Source organism: Spongiactinospora sp. TRM90649 (genome assembly GCF_029382225.1).
GTDB lineage: Bacteria > Actinomycetota > Actinomycetes > Streptosporangiales > Streptosporangiaceae > Spongiactinospora.
Genome location: NZ_JARLTC010000010.1, coordinates 1 through 24,960 on the forward strand (window position 1 = coordinate 1; position 24,960 = coordinate 24,960).

Below are 24,960 nucleotides of genomic sequence, written 5' to 3' on the forward strand. Positions count from 1 at the left end.
GCCGCCCTTGAGGAGTCCGCCGCCGCGACCGGCCCGGTGGTCGTGGACGTGCGGCTCGGCGCGGCCTGACCGGCCCGGCCGGGGGGGGGGGGGGGGGGGGCCCCCCCCCGCGCCCCCCCCCCCCCGCCCGCCCCCCCGCCGCGCCCCCCCCCCCCCCGGGGGGGCGCCCCCCCGCGCCCGCCCCCCCCGCCCCCCCCCCCCGCCGTTCGCCCGCCGTTCGCGTGCGGCCCGATCCAGCGCCGTGTTCGCGGGCGCCTTCCTGTCGGTGGGGGCCGATAGGCTTTCAATGTGGCGAGAAGCGCGGGCAGCACCTTGAGTTTCCGGCCGGCGGCCGGATCGATCCCCGAGTCACCGGGGGTCTACCGGTTCACCGACGCCGGCGGGCGGGTGATCTACGTCGGTAAGGCCAAGAGCCTGCGCCAGCGCCTCAACTCCTACTTCGCCGACTTCGCCGGCCTGCACCCGCGCACGCAGACCATGCTCACCACCGCCGCGGCCGTCGACTGGACCGTCGTCAACACCGAGGTCGAGGCGCTCCAGCTCGAATACTCCTGGATCAAGGAGTTCGACCCCCGCTTCAACGTCAAGTACCGCGACGACAAGTCCTATCCCTACCTCGCGGTCACCATGGACGAGCGGTTCCCCCGGGTGCAGGTGATGCGCGGCGCCAAGCGCAAGGGCACCCGCTACTTCGGCCCCTACTCCCACGCGTGGGCGATCCGCGAGACCGTCGACCTGCTGCTGCGGGTGTTCCCGGTCCGCACCTGCTCGGCGGGCGTCTTCAAGCGCGCCGGGCAGATCGGCCGCCCCTGCCTGCTCGGCTACATCGACAAGTGCTCCGCCCCGTGCGTGGCCAGGGTGACCGAGCAGGAGCACCGGGCGCTCGCCGACGACTTCTGCGACTTCATGGCGGGCAACACCACCCGCTTCATCAAGCGCCTCGAACGCGAGATGCGCCAGGCCGCCGCCGAGGAGGAGTTCGAGCGCGCCGCCCGGCTGCGCGACGACGTGCAGGCGCTGCAGCGGGCGCTGGAGAAGCAGTCCGTGGTCCTCGGCGAGGGCACCGACGCCGACGTGGTGGCGCTGGCCGAAGACCAGCTCGAAGCCGCCGTCCAGGTCTTCTACGTGCGCGGCGGGCGCATCAGGGGCCAGCGCGGCTGGGTGGTCGACAAGGTCGAGGAGGCCACGCCCGGCGAGCTGGTCGAGCACTTCCTGCTGCAGATGTACGGCGACGCCGCCCCCGAGGCGCTGCCCCGCGAGGTGCTGGTGCCCGCACTGCCGCCGGAGGCCGAGGCCGTCTCCGAGCTGCTCGGCGAGCAGCGGGGCTCCAGGGTCGAGGTCAGGGTGCCCCGGCGCGGCGACAAGAAGACGCTGATGGAGACCGTCGAGCGCAACGCGAAGGAGGCCCTGGCCCAGCACAAGCTGCGCCGGGCGGGCGACCTGACCACCCGCAGCCGGGCGCTGCAGGAGATCGCCGAAGGGCTCGATCTCGACCAGGCCCCGCTGCGCATCGAGTGCTACGACGTCTCCCACACCATGGGCGACGACGTGGTGGCCTCCATGGTGGTGTTCGAGGACGGCCTGGCCCGCAAGGGCGAGTACCGCCGCTTCTCCATCCGGGCCATGTCCGGCCAGGGCGACGTCGCCTCCATCCACGAGGTCATCTCCCGGCGGTTCCGCAGATACCTGGAGGAGCGCAGCGCCACCGGCGAGCTGGGCGCCGAGCCGGCGGGCGAGCCGATCGACCCCGAGACCGGCAGGCCGCGCAAGTTCGCCTACCCGCCCAACCTCGTGGTGGTCGACGGCGGCCCCGCCCAGGCCGCCGCCGCCCAGCGCGCGCTCGACGAACTCGGCATCGACGACATCGCGGTCTGCGGGCTCGCCAAGCGGCTGGAAGAGGTCTGGCCCGCCGGAGACGACCAGCCGGTGATCCTGCCCAGAACGAGCGAGGGCCTTTACCTGCTCCAGCGAGTCCGTGACGAGGCGCACCGCTTCGCCATCACCTACCATCGGTCCAAACGCGCGAAAGGCGTCAAGGAGAGCGCGCTGGACGGTGTTCCGGGGCTCGGCCCGGCCCGCAGGCAGGCGCTGCTGCGGCACTTCGGGTCGGTCAAGCGCCTGAGAGACGCCACGGCGGAGGAGATCTGCGAGGTGCCCGGCATCGGACCCGCACTGGCCGAGGTGATCTTGTCCTCACTGAGGTCCTCATGAGGGAGGAAGAGTCATGAGTGCCACCGCCACCGGCGGCGAACCGGCGTTCGTCATCGTCACCGGCATGTCCGGCGCGGGGCGAAGCACCGCCGCCAAGGCTCTGGAAGACCTCGGCTGGTTCGTGATCGACAACCTGCCGCCAGGGATGCTGTTCTCCCTGGCGGAGGAGGTCGGCCGGGCCAAGCTCGCCGCCGACAAGGTGGCGGCCGTCGTCGACGTCCGCAGCCTGGCCTTCACCAGTGATCTCAATGTGGCCATCGAGGAGCTTGAGGGGCGCGGCGTCGGCGTGCGCGTCGTGTTCCTGGAGGCGGGTGACGAGGGGCTGGTCCGCCGGTTCGAGAACGTCCGCCGTCCGCACCCGCTGCAGGGCGAGGGGCGGCTGGTGGACGGCATCGCCCGCGAGCGCGGCATCCTGCGCGAGGTCCGCGCCAACGCCGACCTGGTGATCGACACCTCCTCCCTCAATGTGCACGAGCTGCGCCACAAGATCGTCGCCTTCTTCGGCGGGGAGCAGCGCCCGGGGCTGCGCGTCAACGTGGTCTCCTTCGGCTACAAGTACGGCCTGCCGGTCGACGCCGATCTCGTCGTGGACTGCCGGTTCCTGCCCAACCCGCACTGGGTGCCCGAGCTGCGGCCGATGAACGGCCTCGACGCCCCGGTCCGCGACTACGTGCTCAACCAGCCGGGCGCCAAGCAGTTCCTCGACGCCTACGAGGAGGTCCTCGGCATCGTGGCGGCGGGCTACACCCGCGAGGGCAAGGGCTATGTGACGCTTGCGGTGGGATGTACCGGTGGGCATCATCGGAGCGTCGCCATGGCCGAGCAGATCGGCGCGCGCTTGCGCGACCGGCAGATGGAGGTCCAGGTGAGTCACCGGGATGTGGGAAGGGAGTGAGGCCGCCCGACGAGCGTCCCCCCGCCCCGGCTCCCGGCCCCGGCCTCCCGAACGCCGAAGAACCCGAAGACACCGGCCTGAGCGCCGTGAAACCGCGTCCGTCTCCGGCCTCCCGCCGCACGTCGCCCGACCCCCAGGGCGATTCGCGGCAGGGCGCGGCCGGTGCTGGGCGCGGGCGCGGCGCGGCGAAGAACGCCTCGGGCCGTGAGGCACGGCGGGCGGCGGCGTCGCCGTACCGGGTGCCGGAGGCTCCCAGAGTGGTCGCGCTCGGCGGCGGCCACGGGCTGTACGCCTCCCTGTCGGCCTTACGCCGGGTGACGTCGGAACTGTCCGCCGTGGTCACCGTCGCCGACGACGGTGGCTCCAGCGGGCGCCTGCGCCGCGAACTGGGCGTGCTGCCGCCCGGAGACCTGCGGATGGCCCTGGCCGCGCTGTGCGGCGACGACGAATGGGGCCGCACCTGGAGCGAGGTGGTGCAGCACCGCTTCCGCAGCGAGGGCGACCTGCACGGGCACGCCGTGGGAAACCTGCTGATCGTGGCGCTGTGGGAGCTGCTCGACGACCCGGTCGCCGGTCTCGACTGGGTCGGGCGGCTGCTCGGGGCGCACGGCCGGGTGCTGCCCATGGCGTCCGTGCCGCTCGACATCGTCGCCCAGGTGGAGCTGGACGGCCAGGTCTCGACCGTGCGCGGTCAGGTGGCCTGTGCCTCCACGCCGGGCAGGGTGCGCTCGATCTCCCTCGTCCCCCCCGACCCGCCGGCCTCCCCCCAGGCCATCAAGGCGGTCAGGGAGGCCGACTGGGTGATCTTCGGCCCCGGCTCGTGGTTCACCAGCGTGCTCCCGCACCTGAAGGTGCCCGAGCTGGCCGAGGCGCTGCACGAGACCCGCGCCCGGCGGCTGGTGGCGCTCAACCTGGCCCCGCAGCAGGGCGAGACCGACGGCTTCTCCCCCCAGGAGCACCTGGAGGTGCTCCGGCAGCACGCCCCCGCTCTGCACCTCGACGTGGTCCTCGCCGACACCGGCGCGGTCGAGGACCCCGACGAACTGGAGAAGGCCGCGGTCACCATGGGCGCGCGCCTGGTCATCGCCGATGTGGCCAGGGGCGACGGCTCGCCGAGGCACGATGCACGACGTCTTGCATCGGTCCTTGACGAGATTTTCCATGAGAAGCGTTGATCCTGGTCAGTGCGCTCAGCGAGTGCGAGAGACTGCTGTGAGCCGGGTCTGTATGGGGGAGGACTGACGCACATGGCGATGACCGGTGTGGTCAAAGACGAGCTGAGCCGCCTTTCGGTGCTCAAGCCCTGTTGCCGCAAGGCGGAGGTGTCCACGCTGCTTCGCTTCGCCAGCGGGCTGCACCTGGTGGGGGGTCGCATCGTGATCGAGGCCGAGCTCGACACCAACGCCACCGCTCGCCGGTTGATCAGGGACATCGGGGAGGTGTTCGGGCACAAGGCCGAGGTCCTGGTGCTCGCGCCGGCGGGGCTGCGCAAGGGCTCGCGTTACGTCGTGCGCGTCTACCGCGACGGCGAGGCGCTGGCCCGCCAGACCGGATTGATCGACAACCACGGGCGGCCGGTGCGCGGCCTGCCCCGGCAGGTGGTGGCGGGGGCCACGTGCGACGCCGAGGCCGCCTGGCGGGGGGCGTTCCTGGCGCACGGCTCGCTCACCGAGCCCGGCCGGTCGATGTCGCTGGAGGTGACCTGCCCGGGCCCGGAGGCGGCGCTCGCGCTGGTGGGGGCGGCCCGGCGGCTGAAGATCCACGCCAAGGCCCGCGAGGTGCGGGGCGTCGACCGGGTGGTGGTCCGCGACGGCGACGCCATCAGCGCCCTGCTGACCCGGCTGGGCGCCCACGACAGCGTCCTGGCCTGGGAGGAGCGGCGGATGCGCCGCGAGGTCCGCGCCACCGCCAACCGCCTGGCCAACTTCGACGACGCCAACCTGCGCCGCTCCGCCAGGGCGGCGGTCGCCGCGGGGGCCAGGGTGCAGCGGGCGCTGGAGATCCTCGGCGACGACGCGCCCGAACACCTGGTGGTCGCCGGGCGGCTGCGGGTGGAGCACAAGCAGGCGTCGCTTGAGGAACTCGGGCAGATCGCCGACCCTCCGCTGACGAAGGACGCCATCGCGGGGCGGATTCGCCGCCTGCTGGCCATGGCCGACAAGCGCGCGGTGGAACTCGGCGTGCCCAACACAGAGGCCAATCTGACGATCGACATGCTGGCCCCCTGACGGATGCGAGGCCTCGAAACCGGGCGGGCGGAGGACCGGGCCCGCCCGGACCGCGCGTGATCTTCCGGCGCGAAGGGCTTGCTGGGAGTCACGTGGGCCTGCGGGGGAGCCGTCAGGCGCCGGGGCGCTGCCCGCCGTCCTGGTCGGGCACGCTCGCCGCGGGCTGCTCCGCCTGGGGCACGCCGGGAGCGGGGGCCCCCTCGGCCTTGGCCCCGATGGCCCCAGTGGTCTCGGCGGGCCGGGCCTCGGCGTCCGAGCCCTTGGTGCGCTTGCTGACGAAGCTGTACCCGGCCGCCGCGCTGAGCGCCCAGAACAGCAGGATCTTCGGGTCCTCGCCGATGTAGGCGCCGAAGTTCTCCGCGACGGAGGTGGCCGTCTCGACGTAGCCGAGCGTGACGGAACGCTCTGCGGCCTGGCTCACCGCCAGCGCCGTCAGCCCGCCGACCTGGCCGAGCGCGCAGCCGATCAGGGCGAACAGCCCCGCCAGCACGGGCAGCACCCCGCTGGACGGCTTCACCGCCATGATGGCCAGTCCGACGATCACGCCGATGCCGATCGCGGCGATGCCGATCTCGTAGCCGGTCGCCCAAACGAGCGCGGCGTAGGCGGCCGCCCCGACCACGGTGGCGAGCAGGCCGACCGCGATCCCGGGCGCGAGGCCGGATCGAGGGGTGGTGTCGTTCAGTGACATGGGGGGGTTTCCTCGGACAGTTGTAGACAACAGTGACAGGCGGGGCACTCTACTGGACCACCGCCGGACCCGCCCGGGAATCGGCGAGGCATTGGGGGACCGGAAGTGGTCTACACCAATTTAGGTTCGATAGGGTGCGTGGTTGAGATTCGTGTTTGGCAGTCAGCGCCGGTCACGACCGGCGCACCCCGACGTACGAGGAGATCGGTGCCGTGAGCATCCGCGTAGGCGTCAACGGCTTCGGCCGTATCGGCCGCAACTTCTGGCGTGCAGTTGCGGCGAGCGGCAAGAACATCGAGATCGTTGCGGTCAACGACCTGACCGACAACGCGTCCCTCGCCCACTTGCTCAAGTACGACAGCATCCTGGGCCGTCTGCCCTATGAGGTGAAGGCGTCGGCTGACGAGATCAGCGTGGACGGCAAGGCCATCAAGGTGTTCGCCGAGCGCGACCCGGCCAAGCTGCCCTGGGGCGATCTGGGCGTCGACGTCGTGATCGAGTCCACCGGCCTGTTCACCGACGCGAACAAGGCGAGGGTGCACGCCGACAACGGCGCGAAGAAGGTCATCATCTCGGCGCCCGCGAAGAACGAGGACGTCACGATCGTGATGGGCGTCAACGACGACGCGTACGACCCCGCCACTCACACGATCATCTCCAACGCCTCCTGCACCACCAACTGCCTGGCCCCGATGGCGAAGGTGCTCAACGACACCTTCGGCATCGAAAAGGGTCTGATGACCACCATCCACGCCTACACCCAGGACCAGAACCTGCAGGACGGCCCGCACAAGGACCTCCGCAGGGCCAGGGCCGCCGCGCTCAACATCGTCCCCACCTCCACCGGTGCGGCCAAGGCCATCGGCCTGGTGCTGCCCGAGCTGAAGGGCAGGCTGGACGGCTTCGCGCTGCGCGTGCCGATCCCCACCGGCTCGGCCACCGACCTCACCGTCGACGTCTCGCGCGACGTCACCGTGGAGGAGGTCAACGGCGCGCTGAAGGCCGCCGCCGAGGGCCCGCTGGCGGGCATCCTCACCTACACCGAGGACGAGATCGTCTCCTCCGACATCGTCACCGACCCCGCCTCCTGCATCCTCGACGCCGGGCTGACCCGCGCGATCGGCAACCAGGTCAAGGTCGTCGGCTGGTACGACAACGAGTGGGGCTACTCCAACCGCCTGGCCGACCTCGTGACTCTGGTCGGCGCAGACCTCTGATGCGAGCGGCCGGCGAACTCGACGTAAAGGGGCGGCGCGTCCTGGTGCGCGCCGACCTCAACGTGCCGCTCGACGGGGAGACCATCACCGACGACGGCCGGATCCGGGCCTCCGTCCCCACGATCAGGGACCTGGCCGAGCGGGGCGCGCGCGTCATCGTGTGCGCCCACCTGGGCAGGCCCAAGGGCTCGCCCACCCCGGAGTTCTCCCTGCGCCCGGTGGCCGCGCGGCTCGGTGAGCTGCTCACGGCCGAGGGCGTGAGCGGCGGGGTGGCCTTCGCCGCCGACGTGGTCGGCGAGTCGGCCCGCGCCACGACCGGCGCGCTGGCCGACGGCCGGATCGCGCTGCTGGAGAACCTGCGCTTCGAGCCGGGAGAGGAGTCCAAGGACGACTCCGTGCGCGGCGCGTTCGCCCGTGAGCTGGCCGGTCTGGCCGAGCTCTACGTCGGCGACGGCTTCGGTGCGGTCCACCGCAAGCACGCCAGCGTCTACGACGTGCCGGGGCTCCTCCCGCACGCGGCGGGCGGGCTGGTGCTGGCCGAGGTGGAGGTGCTGCGCAGGCTCACCGTCGATCCGGCCAGGCCGTACGCGGTGGTACTGGGCGGCGCGAAGGTCTCCGACAAGCTCGGCGTGATCTCCAACCTGCTCGCCAAGGTCGATCGGCTGCTGGTCGGCGGCGGCATGGCCTACACCTTCCTCGCGGCCCAGGGCCACGAGGTGGGCCGCTCGATCCTGCAGAAGGATCAGCTCGACCAGGTGCGCGGCTTCATCGACGAGGCGGCCAAGCGCGGCGTGGAGCTGGTGCTGCCGGTCGACGTGCTGGCCGCGACGGAGTTCGCCGCCGACGCGCCGTACGAGGTGGTGGACGCCACGGCGATCCCCGCCGACCGCGAGGGCCTCGACATCGGCCCGCGCACCCGTGAGCTGTTCGCGTCCCGGCTGGCCGCCGCCGGCACGGTGTTCTGGAACGGCCCGATGGGGGTCTTCGAGTTCGACGCCTTCGCCGGCGGCACCCGCGCGGTGGCCGAGGCGCTGGTCGGCTCCGACGCCTTCAGCGTGGTCGGCGGCGGCGACGTCGTGGCGGCCGTGCGCACCCTCGGCTTCCCCGAGGACGGTTTCTCCCACATCTCCACCGGCGGCGGTGCCAGCCTGGAGTATCTCGAAGGCAAGACGCTGCCCGGTCTCGCGGCGCTGGAGGACTGACGACGATGGCCCGAAAGCCCCTGTTCGCCGGCAACTGGAAGATGAACCTCAATCACCTTGAGGCCATCAGTCACGTCCAGAAGCTGGCGTTCTCGCTCACCGACAAGGACTTCAACGCGGTCGAGGTAGCCGTGCTGCCGCCGTTCACCGATCTGCGCAGCGTGCAGACCCTGGTGGACGGCGACCGCCTGCGCATCGTGTACGGCGCGCAGGACCTCTCGCCGCACGACTCCGGCGCCTACACCGGTGACATCTCCGGTGCCATGCTCGCAAAGCTGGGCTGTACGTACGCGGTGATCGGCCACTCCGAGCGGCGTCAGTACCACGACGAGGACGACCAGCTCGTCAACGCCAAGGTGCTGGCGGCCTACCGGCACTCGGTCACGCCGATCCTGTGCGTGGGCGAGGGCCTGCCGGTCCGTCAGGGCGGCGGCCAGGTCGCGCACTGCGTGGCCCAGCTCGACGGCGCGCTGGCGAAGGTTTCGGCCGAGCAGGTCGCCTCGATCGTCGTGGCCTATGAGCCGGTATGGGCGATCGGTACCGGTGAGGTGGCCACACCCGACGACGCGCAGGAGGTCTGCGGCGCACTTCGCACGCGACTCGCCGAGCTGTACGACGGTGATGTGGCCGCCGCGATCCGTATTCTTTACGGTGGCTCGGTGAAGTCTGACAACATCACCGGGATCATGGCGATGCCCGATGTCGACGGTGCTCTCATCGGTGGCGCCAGCCTTGACCCGGTGGACTTTGTCAAAATTTGCCGTTTTGGCGAATTGTCAGGTTAACTAGGCCGTTCCAAGGGTGCGACGTGCCTTCGCGTCGTACCCTCGAAGTGCAGGTTTGAATCGTCACACCGACGACGTCGTGCTAGGGATCGCGCACCCGGACGCGGGGGCGCGCACAAGGGAACAGGTCTACGGTGACTATCGGAATCTCCATCGCGCTGATCCTGTCGAGCTTGCTCATGGTGCTGCTGGTGCTGCTCCACAAGGGCAAGGGCGGTGGTCTGTCTGACATGTTCGGCGGCGGGTTCACCTCGTCGTTCGGCGGGTCTTCGGTCGTCGAGCGCAATCTCGACCGGCTCACCATCATCACGGGCGTGGTCTGGTTCATCTGCATCATCGCGCTGGGCCTGCTGCTTCGCCCCTGAGACAGGCGTCGCGAGTCCCCGTCCCCGTGGCCCAGCCCCAGCCCGGCGGCAGCCGGATTTCGGCCGCCCTCCCCGGAGGGCGGCCTGTGACAGTGTTTCTCCCCCGCGTTCCGCGGGGCGATCGAGCGAGGAGTTCATCCGTGGGTAGTGGCAACGCGATCCGTGGCAGCCGAGTCGGTGCCGGCCCGATGGGGGAGGCCGAGCGCGGCGAGGCGGCTCCACGCGTCCGGGTCCCGTTCTGGTGTGCGAACATGCACGAGACCCGCCCCAGCTTCGCCAGTGACGCGGCCGTTCCCGAGCTGTGGGACTGCCCCCGCTGCGGCCTGCCCGCCGGGCAGGACCAGAGCAGCCCGCCAGCGCCGCCGAGGAACGAGCCCTACAAGACGCACCTGGCCTACGTGAAGGAGCGTCGTAGCGACAAGGACGGCGCGGCCATCCTCGCCGAGGCGCTGGAGCGTCTGCGCACCTCCCCCCGCACCATCTACTAGGCGGTGGGCTCTCGCCGTGCCCGGCGGGAGCGAGTACCCGGCGAGGTCCTCGCGCGGTCGTAGGCCGGCGGGGGCCTTTCGCGTGTGCCGGCCGCACCGGCCCATGCGATGAAACAGCGGTCTCACCGTTACGTAGCAGTGGTGTAACAGCAGTGCGGCACCCTGAACGTGACGGAGGGAGCACAGCCCATGGCATTCTGGCGGATCCGCACCACGGTCGACGAGCGACCCGGACGGCTGGCCTCGCTCGCCGCAGCACTGGCCGGCAAGGGCGGCAACATCCTGGGGATGAGCGTCCACCCCGACGCCGACGGCACGGTGGACGAGTTCATGGCCGAGGTCCCGGCCTCGCCGCAGGCCGTGCGCGAGGCGCTGGAAGGCGCGGGCGGCCGGGGGATTCAGGTGATCCCGGCCACCGCGCACGAGCTGACCGACGAGCCGACCCGCGCCCTGCTGCTGGCGGCCAGGCTGCGCGGCACGCCCTGGCGGCTGCCCGAACTGCTGGCCGAGCTGCTGCGCGCCGACGACGGCCGGTGGGTCTACGGCACACCCTCGGGAGAGCCCGACCTGCCCGACCCGACGATGCTGTGGGTGCCCGTGGGGCCGCGGCGTGCCGTACGGCTGCGCCGCGCCGGGCTGGCGTTCACGCTCACCGAGGCCGCGCGGGCCGCCGCCTTCGTGCGCCAGGCCCGCCCCACCGAGCCCGCTCCCGTGGACGGGCCGCTGCGCCTGGCCGACGGCAGCGAGGTGGTGGTGCGCCCGCTCACGCCGATCTACCGAGAGGCCGTCCGCGACCTGCACGAGCGCTGCTCGCCGGAGGCCCGCAGGTTCCGCTACTTCACCTCGCAGCCCGTGGTGCCGCCGAGTGTCTTCGACCGGCTCTGCGACCGGACCCGGGGCCACTCGGTGGTCGCCGCCCACGACGGCCGGGTGGTGGCGATCGCCTCCCTGACGTTCACGCCCGATCCCGGCATCGCGGAGGTCGCCTTCCTGGTGGAGGACCGCCGCCAGGGCCTGGGACTGGGCGGCGAACTGGCCCGCATGCTGGCCCGCGAGGCCCGTGACCTGGGGTTCGCCGAACTGCGCGCGACCCTGCTCTCGGACAACGTCCGCATGCGGCGGCTGCTCGTCTCGATGGGGGCCACGCTCAGCTACACCGAGGACCCGGGCGTGGTGGAGGGCCGCCTTCCCCTCGGCGTGATGGCGGCGGTCGCGGGGCTCGCCTAAGGGGCTCTCGCCGGTACGGCCTAGCCGGCCGGGCGCGGGACGGGCGGTTCGCCGTCCGGTGGCCGCCGCTCGCCCGCAGGAGGCTCGCCCAGCGGGTCCGGCGGCACGCCCATGGCGTCGAGCCGCCGCTCGATCCGCTCCAGGCCGCGCTGCAGCCGGTCGATGCGCTGGATCAGGCTCGGCCCGCCGAGAACGGGCCCGCCCCCGGACGGCGCGGCCCCCGGCTCCTGCGCCCCGGCCTCGGCGGCGGAGTTGCGGATGACGTCGAGCGTGCGCTCCCTGTACGTCGGCAGGTCGGTGCCGCTCCTGGCCAGCACCTGGGCGCCGACGCCCTCGCCCTCGCGGATCAGGCCGAGCAGGATGTGGCCCGTGCCGATGTAGTTGTGACCCAGGGTGAGCGCCTCGCGAAGGGAGAGCTCCAGGACCTTCTTGGCCCTCGGCGTGAACGGGATGTGCGGCTCGCCCGCCGACTGCCCCCGGCCGACCAGCTCGACGACCTCGCGCCGGGTGCCCGCGAGGTCGAGCCCGGCCTCGCGCAGCACCTCCGAGGCCCGGCCGTCCTCCTCGCCGGCCAGGCCCAGCAGTATGTGCTCGGTGCCGATGTATCCGTGTGCCAAGCCTCTCGCCTCTTCCTGGGCGAGGACAACGACGCGGCGGGCGCGGTCGGAGAATCGCTCGAACACCGGGAGCCTCCAGCGGGCTGTGACAATCTTGTGACTTCCACTATGCGCCACAGGCGGGGGCGGCGGGGCGCGTCGGCGCTGGGGCGCGCGCGGGAATTCCGGGTACGTTCGCCATGTGGACCTGGATGAGGCGGCGGAACGGCTCTACGGGCTCGACCCCGAGCGGTTCGTCGCCGAGCGCGATGCCCTGTCCCGGGAGGCCAGGGCGTCGGGCGACGCGGCGCTCGCCCGGAGCATCGGCGGGCTGCGACGGCCCACCGTCGCCGCGTGGGCGGTCAACCGGGCGGCCCGCGCCCACCCCGGCGAGTTCGCCGAGCTGTTCGAGCTGGGCGCCCGGCTGCGGGCGGCCTGGGCGGACCACGATCCCGACGAGATCGTCGACCTGACGCGGGCGCGGGGGCCGCTGACCACGCGTTTGGCCCGCCTGGTCCGCGAATCGGCGCGGGAGGCGGGCCGTCCGCTGGCGGGGGGCGCGGCGGCCGAGGTGGAACAGACCCTCGACGCGGCCACCGTGGACGAGCAGGCGGCCGAGCAGGTACGCCGGGGCCGCCTGAACCGCTCCCTGAGCTACACCGGCTTCACCCCGGCCCCGGCCCCGGCCGCCGAAAGGCCTCGCCCCCGCCGGAAACGGGCCGAGCCCACCCCGGCACCCCCGCCGCCCGACGACCGCCGCGCCGAACTGGAACAGGCACTCGCGGAAGCCGAACGCGCCGCCGACCAGGCCGCCCGCGACCACGCCGAATGGGCGGGCGAACTGGAGCAGTCCACCGAGGAGTACGAGCGCATGTCCGCCCGCGTGGAATCCCTCACCCGCCAACTCGCCGAGGCCGAACAGAACCTCGCCGCCACCGCCCACCGCCGCGACGTAGCCGCTCGCGACGAGTCCCGCTCCCGCCACACCGCCCGATCCACCCGCCACAAGGCAGAACAAGCCGCCCAAGCCCTGGCCGACCACCACCCCTGAGACGGCGGGAGGCAACACCAGGCGCCGAGATGGGCTCCGTGACGTATGCGAACATGCCGTCCTTCGCCGGTGTACGCCCGACGGGGGGAAACACCCCGCCGGCGACGAGGTGGGCCCCGCGGTGCTCTGGCGAGCGGATGTGTCCACTGCGGGGATGCGGCGGCAATAGGTCGCACGTTTGCGCAGATCACGGTGCTCAGCCCAGGCCCGCCCAGTAGAGCCACCATTCCTGAGGCGCAGGCTTACGGTGCTTTGCCGTGGCCGTCCATGTGCCTGCGACGGCGAGGCGGAGACCGATGAGCGGCCCTGGGGTCCGTCCAGCGCCGTAGAGGCACCAAGTCCGAGCAGTCTCGGCACCTGCCCCAGCAGAGTCACCGTTGTTTGAACCATGTCGCCGGGTGGGGCCGGACGGTGTTCCGGCGCGCTGTCGGCGCCCGTGGCCTTCGGCCGAGGGGGGCGCGTCGCCGTGGCCGTCCGCGTGGCGGGCATCGCTGGTGCGCTGGTGGCAGCGAGGCGGAGGGCGGCGGCGACCCCTGTCGGCGTGACAGGGCACCGCGTGGACGGGGGTCGCGTCCGGCGGACGTACGCCGACCGGGTGTGACCGCCGTGGTCTGTGGCCGTCCGTCGTCCCGTCCCTAGAGGGGGGAGGGCCGCGTGGGGTGGGTGGGGTTGAGAGACTGCGGGGCATTGTTTGGTGAATGCGGCCTTTGGGTCGGTTCAAGGAGAGGGAGAATTTGTGCTCATCGCCTTTGCCGGGCTTGCTACCAGTCATCCGTTCACTGATGCGCGGTCGCTCGCGTCTCGGGCCGAGTTCGTGGTTTGGGAGGAGGATCGGGAGAGGCTGGACCGGTTCGTCGCGGAGCATCCGGGGGTGCGGGTGGTGGGCGGGCCGGGGGAGTTGCTCGACACGCGGCCGGATGGGGTGGTGCTGACCGTTCCGACGCCCGGTCTGGCCGCGGTGCTGGGGCAGGTGGTCCAGGCGGGGCCGCCGTGTTTCGTGAACAAGCCCGCCGCCGCGACTCGGGCGCAGCTCGACGCGCTGGACGCGGTGGCCGCCCCCGCCGCCGGGCGGATCTTGAGCACGTCGGTGCTGCGGTTCGCGCCCGCGTTCGCCGAGGCCGCGGACGGGCTGGCGGAGCGGGCCGCGCGGGGTGAGGTGCACGCGGTCCGCGCGACCGTAAGGCACGACGTCGGCCTGTGGGCCACCGGGTACAACCCGTGGCAGGACGATCCGGCCGAGGGCGGCGGCACGCTGGTCACGATGGGGATCCACGGTGTGGAACTGCTGGTGGCGCTGCTCGGCCCCGACGTACGGCTGGCCGGGGCCGCCCGCGCCACCCGCGCGCACCACGGCCTGCGCTCCGAGGACACCGGCGTGCTGGCCCTGCGCTGGGACAGCGGGATCACCGGGACGGTGGAGGTCCTGGGCGTGTCGGAGGTGGAGTCCTACACGGTCGCCGCCCACACCGCCCGCTCGACGGAGACGATCGCGATCGAAGGCGGAGCGGACACACTGGACGGCCTCGGCTACCGGGGGACGATCGACGCGTTCCTCGCCATGGTCGGCGGGGCCCCCAGCCCGGTCCCGTGGGAGCAGACCAGGGCGATCCTGGCCGTGCTGGCCGCCGCCCGTGAGGCGGCCCCGCCGCTCCAGCCGGGAGGCTGATCCCGCGCCTCCAGGGCCGCCTGTATTGACAGGTGAACCCTCGCAAAGTTACGGTCTGGACCGTAAATAACGGCAAGGAGGCAGGGTGCGGACCGTAGCGGAACTAGAGGAACGGCTGGCGCTGCCGAGCGCCGGGCTCGCCGAGGACCTCGGCGGCCTCGACGGCGACCTCATGATCCTGGGGGCGGGCGGCAAGCTCGGCCCCAGCCTGGTGCGCCTGGCGCTCAACGCCGTCCAGGGCTCCCGGCGGGTGATCGCGGTCTCCCGCTTCTCCGAGTCCGGCCTGGCCGACTCGCTGCAGGAGGCCGGGGCCACCGTGGTCCGCGCCGACGTCGCCGACGAGCGCGCCCTGGCCGGGCTGCCCGACGCCGCCAACGTGGTGTTCCTGGTCGGCGCCAAGTTCGGCACGCAGGGCCGCGAGCACACCACCTGGTTCACCAACACCTACCTGCCGGGGCGCGTGGCCGAGCGGTTCCGGGGCGCCAGGATCGCCGCGCTGTCCACCGGCAACGTCTACCCGCTGGTGCCGGTCACCAGCGGCGGCAGCACCGAGGACTCGCCGGCCGCGCCGGTGGGCGAGTACGCGATGAGCTGTCTGGGCCGCGAGCGCGTCATGGCGCACTTCGCCGAGACGCACGGCACCCCGCTGGCGCTGATCCGCCTCAACTACGCCGTCGAGATGCGCTACGGCGTGCTGGTGGACCTGGCGCAGCGGATCCTCGCGGGCGAGCCGGTGGACCTGGCCACCGGCCAGGTGAACGTGGTCTGGCAGGGCTACGCCAACGAGGTGACGCTGCGCGCGCTGCGGCTGGCCGACGTCCCGCCGTACGTGCTCAACGTCACCGGCCCGGAGCTGATCTCGGTACGGCAGGCCGCTCAGGCCCTCGGCGCGGCCCTTGGCAAGGAGCCCGTGTTCACCGGCCAGGAGGCCCCCACGGCACTGCTCTCCAACGCCTCCCGCTGTCACCGCCTGTTCGGCTACCCCGCGCTGACGCCCGCCGAGCTGATCGAGCACACCGCGCGCTGGGTCGCCGGCGGCGGGCCGCTGCTGGGCAAGCCCACCAAGTTCGAACGCCGCGACGGCCGGTTCTGACCGGCCGCCCGTCCATGCGACACGACGGCACAACGACAGCATCACGACAAGGAAGGGAACACGACGTGCTGAGCACGGCACCCGAGGCGACGATCCCGGTGCGCGACCTGTTCCGGCGCGGACTGGTGATTCCGGCGCACCCGCTGGCCCTCACCGCCGAACGGCGGCTGGACGAGCGGCGGCAGCGGGCGCTGACCCGCTACTACATCGACGCGGGCGCGGGCGGCCTGGCGGTGGGCGTGCACACCACGCAGTTCGCCATCCACGGCACCGCGCTGCTGGCGCCGGTCCTGGAACTGGCCGCCGAGACCGCGCGCGGCCACGACCGGGAGCGCGGCCGGGAGGTGGTGCTCGTCGCGGGCGCCACCGGCGACACCGCGCGGGCCGTGGCCGAGGCGGAGCTGGCCGCCTCGCTGGGCTACCACATGGTGCTGCTCAGCCCGCACCCCGAGCTGGACGAGGACGCGCTGATCGACCGGGCCCGCGCGGTCGGCGAGGTGCTGCCGGTGATCGGCTTCTACCTGCAGCCCGCGGTCGGTGGGCGCGTGCTCTCCCGCGACTTCTGGACCCGGCTGGCCGCGATCGAGTCGGTGATCGGCATCAAGGTCGCCCCCTTCGACCGCTACCGCACGCTCGACGTGCTGCACGGGGTCTGCCGCGCCGGACGGGAGGCCGACCTGGCCCTCTACACCGGCAACGACGACCACATCCTGGCCGACCTGATCACCCCGCACCGGGTGGTCGTGGACGGCCGCGAGGTCGAGGTGGAGTTCGTCGGCGGCCTGCTCGGCCAGTGGGCGGTGTGGGTCCGCCGCGCGGTGGAGCTGCTGGAGGAGGCGGGCCGGGCCCGCTCGGGCGACGACGTGGCCGCGCGCCGGCTGCTGACCCTCGATGGTCACCTCACCGACGCCAACGCCGCCATCTTCGACGCCCGGCACGGCTTCCACGGGTGCATCCCGGGGATCCACGAGGTGCTGCGCCGTCAGGGCCTGCTGGCCGGGCGGTGGTGCCTGGACCCGGAGGAGGAGCTGTCGCCCGGCCAGCTCGCCGAGATCGACCGGATCTGGGCGGCGTACCCCTGGCTGCGCGACGACGAGTTCGTCGCCGAGGGCCTTTCCCGGTGGCTCTGCTAGAGCGTCAGCCGGTACAGCGTGAGCGGGCGCCCGCTGGACCCGCTGGTCAGGTTGCCGGTGCGTTCGGCGAGCCCGGCCAGCTCCAGCCGGTGCAGCATCCGGCGGGCGGTGCGCTGCTGGACGGCCAGCCGGTCGGCGATCTCCCGCGTGGTCAGCGGCTTGCCCCCGGCCGCCGTCCGCGCGTCGATGAGCTTCTCCAGGGTCGGCACGGAAAGGCCCACCCGGCGCGCGATCACGGTGAGGTTCTGCTCCCTGGGGGCCGTCGCCGACACCGACTCCAGCACGATGTCGGTGTCGGCGCGCAGCGACAGCACGGCCGCGATCTCGCCGATGCGCCGCGCTCTGGCCAGCGCCCTGCGTGCCAGGCTCTCCGCCTCCGCCGCGCTGCGCCCGAGCCCGAAGCCGACCCGCACGACCGCGTTGTGCACCGCCAGGCGGGAGAGCATGGGCAGGCCGGAGAAGCCGCCGGTTGCGTCGTGCAGCGGCCCGCGGGTGGTGACCAGCAGGTGGGTGCCGCCGCGGAAGGCGGCCAGCGTGCCGCCGAGCGCGGTGGCCTCGCGCAGCAGGCCCTCGTCGCTCTCCACCTCGATCAGCCCGAGTGCGATCTGCGCGTCCTCCTGGGCCTGGCCCTCGGCGGTCAGCAGCAACTGGCGCAGCGCCACCCGCACCGAGTGCGGCGAGGGGGCCAGGCGCAGCACGTGCATGTCGCCGCGCAGCGCCTCGTGGACGGAGCTGAGGCAGGTGACGGCGGCGTGCGCGGGCCCGCGCCGGTGGAAGGCGATCGCCTTGTCGGAGGTCATGCCCGGGCGGTAGGGGAGCGTGCGCAGCCCCTCGACCGGCAGCCCGGCCTCGGTGAAGGTGGCCGCCACGTCGGCGGGGGAGAGGGTGTCGATCGACAGCCTGGTGACGTCCTGGCCCTCGCGCTGCAGCCGCACCAGCGCGCTGAGCAGCGTGGAGCCGGTGTAGTCGACGAACGCGGCGGGCCGGGTCAGCGCCTCGGCGTCGCGGGTCAGCATGTACGGCACGATGCCGGTGAACAGCCAGCCCTCCACCGCCGAGGAGTGGGCCTCCACGATCGAGGTGGCCTGCGACTCGTGGTCGTAGTCGAGTCGCAGCGCCGAGGTGCCCGGCTGTTCCTCGCAGGTGGCCGCGACATGGTCGACCAGGTCGTGCGGCCCGACCACACCGATGACGATACCCACCCGCGCCTCCCATGGCTGTCCATTACGGTCAAGACCGCAATTCTATCTTGCGAGGTACTCGTTGGTCCTCAAGTTCCCCACCATGACCGAGCCGGACGGGCGCACCCTCGGGGACGAGGAGGTGGCCGCGGCTCAGCGGGTGATCCGGTCGGGCATGCTGAACTCCGTCTGGGGCACCGAGGCGCGGGCGCTGGAACGCGCGATGTCGGAGCTGTACGGCTCCGGTCACGCGATCGCCTGCAGCTCCGGCACGGCGGCGCTCCACCTCGCGGTGGTCGCGGCCGCGCCGGACCCCGGAGACGAGGTCATCACGACACCGATCACGGACTTCGGGACCGTGGCCCCCATCTTGGCGCAGAACGCGGTTCCTGTCTTCGCCGACGTGGACCCTTCCGACGGCAATCTTGATCCGGCGGCCGTCGCCCGGCTGATCGGGCCCAGGACCAGGGCGATCCTGGCGGTCCACCTGTTCGGGGCGTCCGCCCGGATCGCCGAACTGCGCGCGCTCGCCGCCGACCGCGGCCTGGCGCTGATCGAGGACTGCGCCCAGGCGTGGCTGACCACCACGCCCGGCGGGGAGCCGGTCGGCCGTAACGGCCTGGTGGGCTGTTTCAGCCTCCAGCAGTGGAAGCACATCACCTGCGGCGACGGCGGGCTGGTGATCACCGACGACGACGAGGCGGCCCGGCGGATGCGCCTGTTCGCCGACAAGGGCTGGGACCGCGCGGCGGGCCGTTCGCACGTCGGCCTCGGGCTGAACTACCGGATGACCGAGCTGTCCGCGGCGGTGGCCGGGGCGCAGCTCGCCAAGCTGCCCGGCGTGGTCGCCGCCCGCCGTCGCACCGCGGAGGCGCTGGTGGAGGCCCTGCGGGGACTGCCGGGGGTGGTGCTGCCGAGGGTCACCGGCCACGCGTGGTGGCTGTTCCCGCTGATCCTGCCCGGTGGCGGGGCGCCCGCCCTGGCCGCGCGGCTGCGGGAGGCCGGGATTCCGGCCACCGCGGGCTATCTGGAGCAGCCGCTGAACCATGCCCCGGTGTGGGACGGCCCGCTGTACGGCACGTCGCGCTATCCCCTCACCGGGACCGGCTCGCCCGGCGACGCCTCCTGCCCCCACGCCGAGCGCCTGGTCTCCGACACGCTGCTGGTCGTCAACTGGAACGAGAACTACACCGACGAACACGTCAAGGCCGTCGCCGGGGCGCTGACCGACGCCCTGTCCGACGCCCAGCCCGGCGAGCGGGGACCGATAGCGTGACCGGCGACCGGTTTCGGGCCGAGCCGTAGTCACGTTCATGTCTCAGCCATTGACCCGCCATCTACCCGCTCACTAGTTTTCGGTCAGGACCGGTATTAAGGTAAGAAAGGAAGGCGCCGATGCGGAAGCTAGCTGCGGCCGGCCTCGCGGCCGCCCTCGGAGTCACGTTGGCCGGGTGCGGATCCGGCTCCGGCTCCGGGTCGGACAAGTCCACGGTGACGCTGTGGATGTATCCCGTCATCGACGACCAGGCCAAGAGCAAGGCGTTCTGGGACAAGGTCGAGAAGGACTTCGAGGCGGCGAATCCGACCGTCGACGTCAAGGTGGACCTGCAGCCCTGGGAGGGCCGGCAGGAGAAGGTGACCACCGCGCTCGCCTCCAAGAAGGGCTTCGACCTGGTCGTGCTGGGCCCCGACCAGATCCCGCAGTACGCCCAGCAGGGCACCATCGAGCCGGTGGACGACGTGGTGGCGGCCGACAAGGCGGTGTTCCGCCCCGCGGGCCTCAACGCCCTCACCGTGGACGGCAAGCTGTACGGCGTGCCGATCTACCAGACCGCCAGCGCCCCCATGATCAACAAGAAGGCGTTCGCCGACGCGGGCATCGACGAACTCCCCGACACCTGGGACGAGGTCAAGGCGGCCGCGCCCAAGCTCGCCGAGAAGGGCATCGCGGTGATGGCCTACTACGGCGCACCCGAGGAGACCCTGAACCTGACCTTCTACCCGCTGCTGTGGGCGCACGGTGGCAGCGTCTTCGCCCCCGACGGCAAGAGCGTCGCCTTCAACGGCCCCGAGGGCGTGGCCGCACTGCAGTACCTGCTCGACCTCAAGGCGGCGGGCGGCCTGCCCGGCAACGCGGCCACCCTGGGCAGCGCGGTCGAGGGCGGCCCGCTGGCCACCGGCAAGGCGGCGATGACGCACGCGGGGGCCCCGGCCTTCGCCGAGCAGCTCGGCAAGGCCATCGGCGCGGAGAACCTGGAGATCGGCCTGCCGTTCGCCGCGGCCAAGCGGGTGACGTTCGGCATCCCCGGCGGGCTGATGCTCGCCAAGCACTCCCCGAACATGGCGGCGGCCAAGAAGTTCGCCGGGTACCTCGCGTCCGCCGAGGTCGCCGCCGACCTGGCCCAGGCGTCGGGGTACTTCCCGGCCCGCACCGACGCGAAGGTGGAGGGGCAGAGCGAGATCGCCAAGCGCTTCGAGCCCGCGCTGGAGTTCGTCTACCCCGGCGACGCCCACCCCAAGGCCCGGCAGGTGATGTCGGCGCTGATCCCGCATCTACAGGCCGCGCTGCAGGGCAAGAAGTCCGCGAAGCAGGCCCTGGACGACGCGGCCAAGGAGGCCGACGGGGCTCTGTCCAGCGGCGGCTGATCCGTCGTTCTCCCCTCCGCCCCCGCTGGGCGGCAAACCGGAAGGGCCGCTCGCGACGGCCCTTCCGGTCACATCGCTAGACGAAAGGCGCGAACCCAGTGAGACACCGGTTGCGGGACCCTGTCACGGGACTGCTGTTCGTCCTCCCCATGCTGGTGCTCTTCGTGATCTTCAGATTCGTGCCCACGCTGGGTGCGGCGGGCATAAGCCTCACCGACTACAAGATCAGCGGAGAGTGGGACTTCGTCGGCGCCGGCAACTACGCCCGGCTGCTGGGCGACGAGGTCTTCCTGGCCAGCCTGCGGATCACCCTGGTCTACGTGGCGATCTACGTGCCGATGACCATGATCCTCTCGCTCACCACCGCGCTGCTGCTGAACACCGTGGTCGTGGCGCGCGGGTTGTTCCGCGGGATGCTGTTCCTGCCGTACGTGACCAGCTTCATCCTGGCCGGGGTGATCTGGCGGTGGATCTACGAGTTCGACGGCCTGCTCAACGGGCTGCTGGCCAGGCTGGACATCGGCCCGATCGGGTTCCTGGACGATCCTTCGCTGGTGCTGACGTCGCTGGCGACGGTCGCCACCTGGAAGGGCTTCGGCTACTCGATGCTCATCCTGCTGGCCGGGCTGAAGTCGATCCCGTCGTCGTACCTGGAAGCCGCCCGGGTGGACGGGGCCGGGCCCTGGCAGCGGTTCCGCTCGATCGTGCTGCCGCTGCTGCGCCCCGCGCTGTTCTTCGTGCTGGTCATCGAGACCATCACGGCCTTCCAGACATTCGACATGATCTACGTCATGACCGGCGGAGGCCCGGCGAGGGCCAGCTTCGTCCTCGTCTACGGCCTGTACGAGCAGGGCTTCCGCAACTTCGACTTCGGCTACGCGGCCACCATCGGCATGGTGCTGTTCGCTCTGGTCTTCGTCGTGTCCTTGATCCAGCGCAGGCTGCTCGACCGGAGTGAACGATGACCCTCACCGCCGACCGGACGGCCGCCACGTCGTCTCCCACGGCCCCGGTGCGCCCTCGCCCGCCACGCAGGTGGCCGCTCACCGTCCTGCTCGGCATGGTCGCCGTGCTCACCGTGAGCCCGTTCCTGGTGATGCTCGTGGTCGCGCTGTCCCCGGCGGGCGAGCCGACCGTGCCGACGGCCTGGCCGCGGACGCTGACCTTCGACAACATCGTCCAGACGCTGTCGGTGTCCGGGTTCACCCGCTGGACGCTCAACTCGGTGATCTACGCGCTGGTCTCGGTGGTGATCACCCTGCTCACCGCGTCGATGGCCGGATACGCCTTCGCCAAGAAGCGCTTCCCCGGCCGCGACGCGCTGATGTGGGCGTTCGTGGCGACCCTGATGGTGCCCTTCCAGGCCACCCTGATCCCGATGTTCGTGCTGATCTCCAACTTCGGCGGGGTCGACACCTTCTGGGGCCTGATCGTGCCCACGCTGGCCAACTCCCAGGCGGTCTTCCTGATGCGCCAGTTCATCAGGGACCTTCCCGACGAGCTGTTCGACGCGGCCAAGGTGGACGGCGCGTCGGAGTGGCGGATCTACTGGCGGATCGTGCTCCCGCTGACCCGGCCGATCCTGGCCACGCTCGGCGTGTTCGTGTTCCTGTGGCACTGGAACGACTTCCTGTGGCCGCACGTCATGGCGCAGAGCGACGAGATGCGGACCCTGACGGTCGGGCTGGCCACGCTGCGGAGCGAGGGCGTCCCGCTGGCCACGGTGATGGCCTCGGCGACGGTGTCGGTGGTCCCGTGCCTGCTGGTGTTCGCGCTGCTGCAGCGGTACCTGGTCAACAGCATCGCGATGACCGGATTGAAATAGGCTGCCGTGGGTGGAGATGTCTTCAGGCGCGGCGCGGCTGCGTGATCGGCTGCGCGGTGTCCTGATCGCCGCGGCGGCCACTCCGATGACCGCCTCCGGCGAGGTCGACCTCGACATCGTCGAGACCTACCTGCGCGGGCTGGTCACCGACGGCGCGGGCGCGCTGGCGGTGCTGGCCCACACGGGGCGCGGGCCGTACCTGACGGACGAGGTCCGCGCGGGCGTGATCGCCCGCGCGGTGGGCACCGGCGTCCCGGTGATCGTGGGCGTCGGCGGCTCGCCCGGCGGCGGGGCCGACGAGCAGGCCGCCGTGGCGGCGGGCCTCGGGGCGCAGGGCGCGCTGGTCTTCCCCGACGACGGCGACCGCCTGGCCCGGCACGACGCGGTGTGGCGGGCGTCGGGCCTGCCGATGATCGCCTTCGACCTCTACACGCGTCCCTGCCCGCCCGCCGTGCTGCGCGACCTCGTCCGCCATCCGGGCGTGGCCGGGCTGAAGTCGGCGCTGCTCTTCGACGCGATGGGCTGTCAGCGGGCGATCGCCGTCGCCCGCGAGGCGGGACGGCTGGCCGTGACCGGAGAAGACCGCATGTTCGCCCCTTCGCTGATGTGGGGGGCGCAGGCCGCGCTGGTCGGGCTGGCGGCGGCGGCCGTCGGCGTCACCCGCGAGGTGCTGTGCGCCTTCGAGGGCGCCGACCTGGCCCGCTTCCTGCGCGCGTCGGAACGGCTGGACCGGCTGGCCGCGGCGACCTTCACCGAGCCGATGGAGGGATACGTCCAGCGGATGCTGTGGGTGGCCGCCGCCGAGGGGCGGGTGCCCGCCTCCCACGCCCACGACCCGTACGGCCCGCCGCTGCCCGGCGAGTCACCGCCCGGAGTCCCGCTCGCGGCCCTCGGATAGCCCGGGGAGGCCGAACAGCTCGGCCGCGTTGCGCCAGGCCACGCGCTCGGCCGTCGCCCCGGTGAGCCCGGCCGCGGCCACCGAGCCGAACGCCGACGACGGGTCGATCAGCGTGGAGTCGGTGCCGAAGAGCAGCCGCCGGTCGTCCACCTCCGCCGCGACCCGCGCGAACCGCCCCGCCGGGGCGTGCGACCAGCACGGTTCGAGGTAGAGCCGGTCGCAGGAGCGCGCCGCCTCGATCGCGTGGGGGAAGCCGTCCGCGCCCATGTGCCCGGCGATCACCCGCAGCCCGGGGATCCCGGCGCAGACCTCGGCCAGGTCGAGCACCGACGTGCCCCACGTGTGGACCAGCGCCGGGCATCCGAAGGACGCGGTCAGCTCCAGCGCCTCGCGCGTCTGAGCCGAGACGACCGGGGACCCGGTGTAGTCGGTGTGGATCTTGACGCCCGCGAAGCGGCCGGTGGGCAGGAACTCGCGCAGGTCGCGCTCGGCGTCGGCGAGCCTGCGAGGGTTGACGGTCACGTACCCGAACAGCCGGTCCTGGGTCTCCAGGACTCCGGCCAGGGCCCGGTTGCCCGCCGGGGCGTCGTAGATCACCGCCTCGGTGGCGGACACGACGGCCAGGTCGATGCCGTAGCGGTCCATGGCGGCCAGGGATACGCCGGCCACGTCCATGGTGAAGAACCAGGGGCCCCAGTGCGCGTGCACGTCGATGATCATCGGTTCGCTCCCAGCAGGCGGGCGGCGTTGCCGCCGGCGACCGCCGCGATCTCATCGGGGCGCAGGCCGCTGGTGGCCAGCCGCAGCAGCGGCACCAGCGGCTCGCCGTGCGGGGCGCGGGAGCCGAACAGCAGACGCCCGGCGCCGACGGTCTCCAGTGCGTCGGGGGAGTTGAGCAGCCGCGTGGAGGTGTGGAACCCCGGCTCGTCGCCGGCGGTCACCAGGAAGTCGCCCAGGTGGTAGAAGTGCGTGTCCAGGAAGACCACGGTGGCGCCGATGCCGCTGAACGGCCGCCAGAAGCGCCGCACGTCGCCGCCGGTCAGGATGGTCATGCCGAGCGCGGTGGCCCGCTTGGCGACGTGCCGTACCGAGGGGAAGCCCGCCTCGACGCCCTGCTCGTCGGGGAACAGCCGGACCGCGCGCACGGAGGCGGCGGCCAGCCGTTCCAGTTCTTCGGCGGCTCCGATCGGGTCGCGCAGGTCCACGGCGCCGACGGGCAGGAACGGCGGGCGGGGCAGGGCCACCACCTCGTCGTTGCCGGAGACCATGTCGAACAGCGCGGCCCGCAGGCTCGCGACCGCCCCCGTGGCGATCCCATGCCGGGCGAGCACGCCCCTGACCGACTCCGGCGCACCCGGAGGGCCGTCCCGATCGGGGTACGCCCCGACGAGGACGTCGACGTCGAGGGTCACCCGGAGGTCGCCGATCAGCGCCGCCGCGTCGAAAACCGCCATCCCGTCCTCCGGTTTGTCCTATATCGGCCATGACCTTAATGTGCCGCCGTGTTCCGGGGCAAGGCGGGCCCGGCCTTGACGGGCCTTCGTTCACCGGGCTAAGTTTCG

23 protein-coding genes and 1 pseudogene are annotated in these 24,960 nt (G+C 72.3%); 19 read left to right on the forward strand and 5 right to left on the reverse strand.

Annotation, left to right across the window (positions count from 1 at the left end):
• The first annotated feature begins 288 nt into the window (after positions 1-288).
• The 4 genes from uvrC (at position 289) to whiA (ending at position 5,334) form a co-directional block, all read left to right on the forward strand.
• Positions 289-2,211 (forward strand): excinuclease ABC subunit UvrC, encoded by a 1,923-nt coding sequence (gene uvrC, locus P3X83_RS13840; RefSeq protein WP_277305432.1) that lies wholly within the window; start codon positions 289-291, stop codon positions 2,209-2,211.
• 13 nt (positions 2,212-2,224) lie between these two features.
• Complete coding sequence (gene rapZ, locus P3X83_RS13845; RefSeq protein ID WP_277305433.1) at positions 2,225-3,106, forward strand: RNase adapter RapZ; 882 nt, start codon at positions 2,225-2,227, stop codon at positions 3,104-3,106.
• A gap of 239 nt (positions 3,107-3,345) precedes the next feature.
• Entirely contained in the window at positions 3,346-4,281 is a 936-nt protein-coding gene (gene yvcK / locus P3X83_RS13850) for a uridine diphosphate-N-acetylglucosamine-binding protein YvcK (RefSeq protein ID WP_277305661.1), read from the forward strand.
• Positions 4,282-4,353: 72 nt separating this feature from the next.
• A complete protein-coding gene (whiA, locus tag P3X83_RS13855) occupies positions 4,354-5,334 on the forward strand; it encodes a DNA-binding protein WhiA (protein WP_277305434.1) in 981 nt (326 codons plus the stop codon).
• A 112-nt stretch (positions 5,335-5,446) separates the two neighbouring features.
• Here the strand turns inward: whiA and P3X83_RS13860 are convergent, their stop codons facing one another.
• The gene (locus P3X83_RS13860; protein ID WP_277305435.1) at positions 5,447-6,025 is read right to left on the reverse strand and encodes a hypothetical protein; all 579 of its coding nucleotides are present in this window, start codon (positions 6,023-6,025) and stop codon (positions 5,447-5,449) included.
• Positions 6,026-6,237: 212 nt separating this feature from the next.
• On the opposite strand from P3X83_RS13860, the gene gap reads away from it, so the two are divergent.
• The 6 genes from gap (at position 6,238) to P3X83_RS13890 (ending at position 11,309) form a co-directional block, all read left to right on the forward strand.
• Positions 6,238-7,242, forward strand: a complete 1,005-nt coding sequence (gene gap / locus P3X83_RS13865) for a type I glyceraldehyde-3-phosphate dehydrogenase (protein ID WP_277305436.1) — start codon at positions 6,238-6,240, stop codon at positions 7,240-7,242.
• Complete coding sequence (locus P3X83_RS13870; protein ID WP_277305437.1) at positions 7,242-8,444, forward strand: phosphoglycerate kinase; 1,203 nt, start codon at positions 7,242-7,244, stop codon at positions 8,442-8,444. Before gap ends, P3X83_RS13870 begins: the two co-directional genes overlap by 1 nt.
• A 5-nt stretch (positions 8,445-8,449) precedes the next feature.
• Positions 8,450-9,229: a triose-phosphate isomerase gene (gene tpiA / locus P3X83_RS13875; protein WP_277305438.1), complete on the forward strand. Its 780-nt coding sequence runs from the start codon at positions 8,450-8,452 to the stop codon at positions 9,227-9,229.
• Between the two features lie 134 nt (positions 9,230-9,363).
• Positions 9,364-9,594, forward strand: coding sequence for a preprotein translocase subunit SecG (secG, locus tag P3X83_RS13880; protein WP_277305439.1), 231 nt, complete (start codon positions 9,364-9,366; stop codon positions 9,592-9,594).
• A gap of 140 nt (positions 9,595-9,734) precedes the next feature.
• A complete protein-coding gene (locus tag P3X83_RS13885; protein ID WP_277305440.1) occupies positions 9,735-10,082 on the forward strand; it encodes an RNA polymerase-binding protein RbpA in 348 nt (115 codons plus the stop codon).
• Positions 10,083-10,271: 189 nt separating this feature from the next.
• Positions 10,272-11,309: a GNAT family N-acetyltransferase gene (locus tag P3X83_RS13890; protein WP_277305441.1), complete on the forward strand. Its 1,038-nt coding sequence runs from the start codon at positions 10,272-10,274 to the stop codon at positions 11,307-11,309.
• Positions 11,310-11,566: 257 nt separating this feature from the next.
• On the opposite strand, the pseudogene P3X83_RS13895 reads toward P3X83_RS13890, so the two are convergent.
• Positions 11,567-11,992, reverse strand: a pseudogene (locus P3X83_RS13895) (Clp protease N-terminal domain-containing protein); the annotation flags it as partial.
• Between the two features lie 115 nt (positions 11,993-12,107).
• On the opposite strand from P3X83_RS13895, the gene P3X83_RS13900 reads away from it, so the two are divergent.
• The 4 genes from P3X83_RS13900 (at position 12,108) to P3X83_RS13915 (ending at position 16,848) form a co-directional block, all read left to right on the forward strand.
• Positions 12,108-12,956 carry a hypothetical protein gene (locus P3X83_RS13900; RefSeq protein WP_277305442.1) on the forward strand — a complete coding sequence of 283 codons (849 nt, stop codon included), beginning with the start codon at positions 12,108-12,110 and terminating at the stop codon, positions 12,954-12,956.
• Positions 12,957-13,770: 814 nt separating this feature from the next.
• A complete protein-coding gene (locus P3X83_RS13905; protein ID WP_277305443.1) occupies positions 13,771-14,622 on the forward strand; it encodes a Gfo/Idh/MocA family oxidoreductase in 852 nt (283 codons plus the stop codon).
• A gap of 85 nt (positions 14,623-14,707) precedes the next feature.
• Complete coding sequence (locus P3X83_RS13910) at positions 14,708-15,715, forward strand: NAD-dependent epimerase/dehydratase family protein (RefSeq protein WP_277305444.1); 1,008 nt, start codon at positions 14,708-14,710, stop codon at positions 15,713-15,715.
• 65 nt (positions 15,716-15,780) lie between these two features.
• Positions 15,781-16,848 carry a dihydrodipicolinate synthase family protein gene (locus tag P3X83_RS13915; protein ID WP_277305445.1) on the forward strand — a complete coding sequence of 356 codons (1,068 nt, stop codon included), beginning with the start codon at positions 15,781-15,783 and terminating at the stop codon, positions 16,846-16,848.
• Here the strand turns inward: P3X83_RS13915 and P3X83_RS13920 are convergent.
• The gene (locus tag P3X83_RS13920) at positions 16,845-18,050 is read right to left on the reverse strand and encodes a hypothetical protein (RefSeq protein ID WP_277305446.1); all 1,206 of its coding nucleotides are present in this window, start codon (positions 18,048-18,050) and stop codon (positions 16,845-16,847) included. The two genes, P3X83_RS13915 and P3X83_RS13920, sit on opposite strands and share 4 nt — an antisense overlap.
• 82 nt (positions 18,051-18,132) lie before the next feature.
• On the opposite strand from P3X83_RS13920, the gene P3X83_RS13925 reads away from it, so the two are divergent.
• The 5 genes from P3X83_RS13925 (at position 18,133) to P3X83_RS13945 (ending at position 23,398) form a co-directional block, all read left to right on the forward strand.
• Positions 18,133-19,305, forward strand: coding sequence for a DegT/DnrJ/EryC1/StrS family aminotransferase (locus P3X83_RS13925; protein WP_277305447.1), 1,173 nt, complete (start codon positions 18,133-18,135; stop codon positions 19,303-19,305).
• A gap of 119 nt (positions 19,306-19,424) precedes the next feature.
• Complete coding sequence (locus P3X83_RS13930) at positions 19,425-20,675, forward strand: extracellular solute-binding protein (RefSeq protein ID WP_277305448.1); 1,251 nt, start codon at positions 19,425-19,427, stop codon at positions 20,673-20,675.
• A 110-nt stretch (positions 20,676-20,785) separates the two neighbouring features.
• Positions 20,786-21,640, forward strand: a complete 855-nt coding sequence (locus P3X83_RS13935) for a sugar ABC transporter permease (protein ID WP_277305449.1) — start codon at positions 20,786-20,788, stop codon at positions 21,638-21,640.
• On the forward strand, positions 21,637-22,500 hold the full coding sequence (locus P3X83_RS13940; protein WP_277305450.1) for a carbohydrate ABC transporter permease: 864 nt from the start codon (positions 21,637-21,639) through the stop codon (positions 22,498-22,500). The genes P3X83_RS13935 and P3X83_RS13940 overlap by 4 nt, the downstream gene beginning before the upstream one ends.
• A gap of 16 nt (positions 22,501-22,516) precedes the next feature.
• Positions 22,517-23,398: a dihydrodipicolinate synthase family protein gene (locus P3X83_RS13945; protein WP_277305662.1), complete on the forward strand. Its 882-nt coding sequence runs from the start codon at positions 22,517-22,519 to the stop codon at positions 23,396-23,398.
• Here P3X83_RS13945 and P3X83_RS13950 read toward each other — a convergent pair.
• Both P3X83_RS13950 and P3X83_RS13955 read right to left on the reverse strand, forming a co-directional pair.
• Complete coding sequence (locus P3X83_RS13950; protein WP_277305451.1) at positions 23,363-24,118, reverse strand: amidohydrolase family protein; 756 nt, start codon at positions 24,116-24,118, stop codon at positions 23,363-23,365. The two genes, P3X83_RS13945 and P3X83_RS13950, sit on opposite strands and share 36 nt — an antisense overlap.
• On the reverse strand, positions 24,115-24,852 hold the full coding sequence (locus tag P3X83_RS13955) for a hypothetical protein (protein ID WP_277305452.1): 738 nt from the start codon (positions 24,850-24,852) through the stop codon (positions 24,115-24,117). The genes P3X83_RS13950 and P3X83_RS13955 overlap by 4 nt, the downstream gene beginning before the upstream one ends.
• Positions 24,853-24,960: the final 108 nt, after the last annotated feature.

Excerpts from the sequence above, each read along its gene's own strand:
- rapZ (WP_277305433.1), top strand. The coding sequence starts at position 2,225 with ATGAGTGCCACCGCCACCGGCGGCGAACCGGCGTTCGTCATCGTCACC.
- whiA (WP_277305434.1), top strand. The coding sequence starts at position 4,354 with ATGGCGATGACCGGTGTGGTCAAAGACGAGCTGAGCCGCCTTTCGGTG.
- P3X83_RS13860 (WP_277305435.1), bottom strand. The coding sequence starts at position 6,025 with ATGTCACTGAACGACACCACCCCTCGATCCGGCCTCGCGCCCGGGATC.
- P3X83_RS13870 (WP_277305437.1), top strand. The coding sequence starts at position 7,242 with ATGCGAGCGGCCGGCGAACTCGACGTAAAGGGGCGGCGCGTCCTGGTG.
- tpiA (WP_277305438.1), top strand. The coding sequence starts at position 8,450 with ATGGCCCGAAAGCCCCTGTTCGCCGGCAACTGGAAGATGAACCTCAAT.
- P3X83_RS13890 (WP_277305441.1), top strand. The coding sequence starts at position 10,272 with ATGGCATTCTGGCGGATCCGCACCACGGTCGACGAGCGACCCGGACGG.
- P3X83_RS13925 (WP_277305447.1), top strand. The coding sequence starts at position 18,133 with ATGACCGAGCCGGACGGGCGCACCCTCGGGGACGAGGAGGTGGCCGCG.
- P3X83_RS13930 (WP_277305448.1), top strand. The coding sequence starts at position 19,425 with ATGCGGAAGCTAGCTGCGGCCGGCCTCGCGGCCGCCCTCGGAGTCACG.
- P3X83_RS13940 (WP_277305450.1), top strand. The coding sequence starts at position 21,637 with ATGACCCTCACCGCCGACCGGACGGCCGCCACGTCGTCTCCCACGGCC.
- P3X83_RS13945 (WP_277305662.1), top strand. The coding sequence starts at position 22,517 with ATGTCTTCAGGCGCGGCGCGGCTGCGTGATCGGCTGCGCGGTGTCCTG.
- P3X83_RS13950 (WP_277305451.1), bottom strand. The coding sequence starts at position 24,118 with ATGATCATCGACGTGCACGCGCACTGGGGCCCCTGGTTCTTCACCATG.
- P3X83_RS13955 (WP_277305452.1), bottom strand. The coding sequence starts at position 24,852 with ATGGCGGTTTTCGACGCGGCGGCGCTGATCGGCGACCTCCGGGTGACC.